Annotated in this window: 6 protein-coding genes; all 6 read right to left on the bottom strand. The window is 47.1% G+C overall.

All coding sequences use genetic code 11. The features are described 5' to 3' along the window. Window positions 1-370, bottom strand: a 370-nt coding sequence (locus B3O33_RS04690) for an AAA family ATPase (protein WP_292363086.1), incomplete at its 3' end; no start/stop codon positions are given. Between the two features lie 2 nt (window positions 371-372). Then, window positions 373-969 (bottom strand): Holliday junction branch migration protein RuvA, encoded by a 597-nt coding sequence (gene ruvA / locus B3O33_RS04695; protein WP_292361192.1) that lies wholly within the window; start codon window positions 967-969, stop codon window positions 373-375. Then, window positions 966-1,505 (bottom strand): crossover junction endodeoxyribonuclease RuvC, encoded by a 540-nt coding sequence (gene ruvC, locus B3O33_RS04700; protein ID WP_292361193.1) that lies wholly within the window; start codon window positions 1,503-1,505, stop codon window positions 966-968. Before ruvC ends, ruvA begins: the two co-directional genes overlap by 4 nt. A 259-nt stretch (window positions 1,506-1,764) precedes the next feature. Then, entirely contained in the window at window positions 1,765-2,514 is a 750-nt protein-coding gene (locus B3O33_RS04705; RefSeq protein WP_292361194.1) for a YebC/PmpR family DNA-binding transcriptional regulator, read from the bottom strand. Window positions 2,515-2,559: 45 nt separating this feature from the next. Beyond that, a complete protein-coding gene (locus B3O33_RS04710) occupies window positions 2,560-3,489 on the bottom strand; it encodes a branched-chain amino acid transaminase (RefSeq protein ID WP_292361195.1) in 930 nt (309 codons plus the stop codon). 44 nt (window positions 3,490-3,533) lie between these two features. Then, window positions 3,534-4,535 (bottom strand): hypothetical protein, encoded by a 1,002-nt coding sequence (locus B3O33_RS04715; protein WP_292363088.1) that lies wholly within the window; start codon window positions 4,533-4,535, stop codon window positions 3,534-3,536. Window positions 4,536-4,556 lie beyond the last annotated feature (21 nt).

Raw genomic sequence — 4,556 nt, forward strand, 5'->3', positions numbered from 1 at the left:
ACACTTCTTCAACCACCGGGCTTAATCGATGAATTTCATCGACAAACAATACATCATTCGGTTCCAGATTCGTCAATAATGCTGCCAAATCACCCGGACGTTCCAATACCGGACCTGACGTTTGTCTTAAATTCACTCCCATTTCATGGGCGATAATATGTGCCAATGTGGTCTTACCAAGTCCGGGGGGACCAAAAATAAGCGTGTGATCCAATGCTTCCTTACGTTTACGAGCAGCAGAAACAAATAACTCCATCTGCTCACGAACCACTGGCTGACCGATATAATCCTGCAAACTGAGAGGTCTGATAGCACGATCCACCCGTTCATCATCATTTACTGTTTGCGGGGAAATAAATCGTTCATCCATAGTTAATTTCGCTGCAATGCCTGTCTGATGATTTGCTCAGTTGTCATATCCTGTGCATCAAAACTACGGATCATTCTGTCTGCTTCGGCGGCTTTATACCCTAAAGCTACCAAAGCTTCCAGTGCTTCTTTTCGTGCCCCGCCAGCGCTCGGCATATTCGTGGTAATTTGCTCATCAAGTCCCATCGCGGAACCCACTTCTTTAAGCCTGTCGCGCATCTCAATGATAAGACGATCAGCTGTCTTTTTACCGACACCGGGCAGCCGCGTCAAACTTGCGGCATCCCCCTCCTGGACACTTCTTGCAAAGCTGTCCACATCACTACCGGATAAAATGGTCAATGCCAGTTTTGCTCCAACCCCATTCACCTTCAATAAACTGCGAAATAATAATCGTTCGCGTGTAGTAGCAAAACCATACAGTAACTGAGCGTCTTCACGCACCACCAAATGGGTATATAAACTTACTTTTTCATTAAGTGGCGGCAAATTGACAAATGTCGACATTGGAGCCGAAACTTCATAGCCAACCCCTTGCACATCCAATACTAATTCAGGGGGCTGTTTTTCGATAATAATTCCAGTTAAACGGCCAATCATCTGCTATAGCGTCCTCCTCGACGACGACTGAGCCGCATTCCTGCGGGAAGTTTATTAGTGAGACTATCCAGAGCAGCATGATTCGCATGAGTGACCGCACACGCCAAAGCATCGGCGGCATCTTCCAGTGGCGCTTCTTTAAGTTGCAACATGACCGTCATCATATACTGAACCTGTTCTTTTTTGGCATGTCCATTGCCCACAACGGCTTTTTTAATTTGGGTTGCGGAATATTCATGGACAAGCAGTTGTTGATTGACCGCAGCACAAATGGCCGCACCCCGCGCCTGACCAAGTTTTAAAGCGGAGTCGGCATTTTTATGCAGAAATACCTGTTCGATGGCCATGATGTCGGGCTGATAGCGCTGGATGATATCTGTTAATCCCTCGAAAATCTGCTTAAGCCGGTTGGCAAAATCACCATCCCCGACCAGCAGTCTGCCGCTAATAACATGATTAATTTGTTTACCATCAAGCTCTATGATGCCAAAACCGGTTTTCCGAGAACCAGGATCCACACCAAGAATGCGCGCCATAACTAGTGTTCTCTCATCGTGATATTGGGACCTTCAGTTGTTTCTGTCAGCATTCATGGCAAGGCGCGGCTAGCGAGAAATGATAACCACCTTGTAAGAAAAACAACGCGGCCAGGGAACCCTTTAAGCGTATATGTATTGCCCCGCCACTACATTGCATCACTTGGCAAGGGGAAAAACATTACCTGCACAATGCGCCTTGTTGCATGCCAGCATATACACACTGATGACCACAATATCAAAATCAGAAAGCACCAAATCAACTACCCAGCTGCGCCATCACCTCATCGGAGAAATCAGCGTTTGAGTATACCTGTTGCACATCATCCAGCTCTTCAAATGCTTCAATCATCGCGATAGCTTTTTGCGCGTCATCCAGATCCAGGCTGACGGTATTGTCCGGGTGCATAGTGACTTCAGCTGATTGTGCCTCAAATCCTGCTGCATCCAAAGCATCTTTAACGGCGGCATAGTCATCCGGCGTAGTAAACACATCGATGGAACCGTCGTCATTGGTGACAATATCTTCAGCACCAGCTTCCAGTGCCACTTCCATGACCGCGTCTTCGTCTACACCTGGCGCCAGACTGATAATCCCTTTTTGATTAAACATAAAGGCCACGCAGCCATCGGTGCCCATGTTGCCACCGCGTTTACTGAAAACATGGCGGACTTCGGCCACAGTACGATTACGATTATCCGTCATACAATCCACCATAATGGCGATGCCATTTGGTCCGTAACCTTCATACCGTACTTCTTCATAGGCCGCGCCTTCCAGCTCGCCAGCACCACGTTTTGAAGCGCGTTCGATAACATCTTTAGTCATATTACTGCCCAAAGCCTTATCAATGGCAGCACGTAATCGCGGGTTAGTGGCAGGATCACTGCCCCCCATTCTGGCAGCGACAGTAATTTCACGAATCAACCGCGTGAAAAGTTTGCCGCGTTTGGCATCTTGCGCACCTTTTCTATGCTGAATATTCGCCCACTTACTATGACCTGCCATTTGGTACTAACCTCTTTGTTATTACGTAATACGAGTGTTAAGCAATTAAACCAGTGTATTCCAGTCGCGATAATATTCGCTACGACCATACACCTGATCGAAATACATGCTTTGTAATTGTTCAGTTATCGGGCCGCGTTTACCTTCACCGATTGGACGATTATCCAGTTCACGAATTGGGGTTACTTCCGCTGCCGTTCCAGTGAAAAAAGCTTCATCACAGATATACACTTCATCACGGGTAATGCGTTTTTCAACCACTTTCAAACCGATATCATTGGCCAGGCGCATAACCGTATCACGGGTAATACCTTCCAGTGCAGAAGTCAGCTCCGGTGTATAAAGCACGCCATCACGGATCATAAAAAAGTTCTCACCACTGCCTTCTGTGACAAAACCATTGGCATCCAGTAATAACGCTTCGTCATAACCATCGTTCACAGCTTCCTGTAACGCCATCATTGAATTCATATAGTTGCCATTGGCTTTGGCTTTACACATGGTGATATTCACATGATGACGGGTAAATGAAGACGTTTTGATGCGAATACCTCGCGTCATATTTTCTTCACCCAGATACGAGCCCCAGCTCCAGGCAGCTACCATGACATGTGTATTGAGGTTGTCTGCACGGATTCCCATACCTTCAGACCCATAAAAACACATTGGACGTATATAGGCCGAATCCAGTTTGTTGTCACGAACCACTGCACGTTGCGCTTCATTTAGCGTCGCTTTATCAAACGGCATTTTCATACCGAGAATCTTCGCACTGCGGAATAAACGGTCGGTATGTTCCTGCAGTCGGAAAATAGCGGTCCCAGCATCTGTTTTGTAGGCGCGAACACCTTCAAACACGCCCATACCGTAGTGCAGGGTATGCGTCAGAACATGGACTTTTGCTTCACGCCAAGGCACGAATTCGCCATCCAACCAGATAACGCCATCACGATCTGCCATTGTTACTGCTGCCATAATTACCTACTTTCAAGACTTAAATTGATATCAAACCGGTTTATTTAGTTTAACCAGCGCTGCCAAATTGTTTTTACTTGTTGCTGAAAATCGGCCACTTTGGCCACCGGCAGCACTGCCGGTTGTTCCTGCAGGACACAATGATTTGCTTCGCTACGATAATAACGATAGGCATCCGCTAGCATAGATCCTTCCTGCTGACTGAGTCTGCCGGTCGCCACCAATGCATCCAAAATCCGGATATTATCGGTGTAAACCATTAGATCAGGCAAGCTTGATGACCAGGCCAGCACAGCATATTGCACCATAAATTCAATATCAGTGATACCACCTATACCCTGCTTGAGATCAAAAAGGCCTTCTGCAGACTTATCCAGTTGCTGCCGCATTTTCTGGCGCATTTCGCTGACTTCTTTCGCCAGATCTGACTCTTCGCGAGGCTTGGACAAAACTTGCTGCCGAATGTTACTGAACTGTTCTGTCAATTTTTTATCGCCTGCGACACATCTCGCTCTGACCAGGGCCTGATGTTCCCAGGTCCAGGCTTCATTTTGCTGATAATCTGCAAAACCGGAGATCGGACTCACCAATAAACCAGAATTACCTCTGGGTCGTAGGCGCATATCCACTTCATAAAGCACGCCACCGGAGGTGACGGTGTTCAACAAATGGATCATGCGCTGGGCCAGCCGTGTATAAAACACCATTACATCAACCGGCTTATCACCATCGGTGGTGCCTTCACGGGCATCATCGAATACAAATACCAAATCCAGATCCGAACCATAGCCCAGTTCCAATCCACCTAATTTTCCATAGGCAATCACACTAAAACCACAGCACGACATATCATTTGCATCTGCGCCCGGAGGCAAGCCATGACGACTACTCAGATATAACCAGGCCAATTGCAATACGCGTTCTAACTGAATTTCCGCCAGTTCGCTCAACTGATCTCCCACGCGCATTAATGGAAGAACCTCAGTCACATCAGCAGCCGCGACATGTAAGGTGGCAATCTGCCTGAATTCGCGCAATAAATTCATTTGCTGTTCAAGATCGGTCTA

The organism is Methylophaga sp. UBA1464 (assembly GCF_002325665.1).
Taxonomy (GTDB): Bacteria; Pseudomonadota; Gammaproteobacteria; order Nitrosococcales; family Methylophagaceae; genus Methylophaga.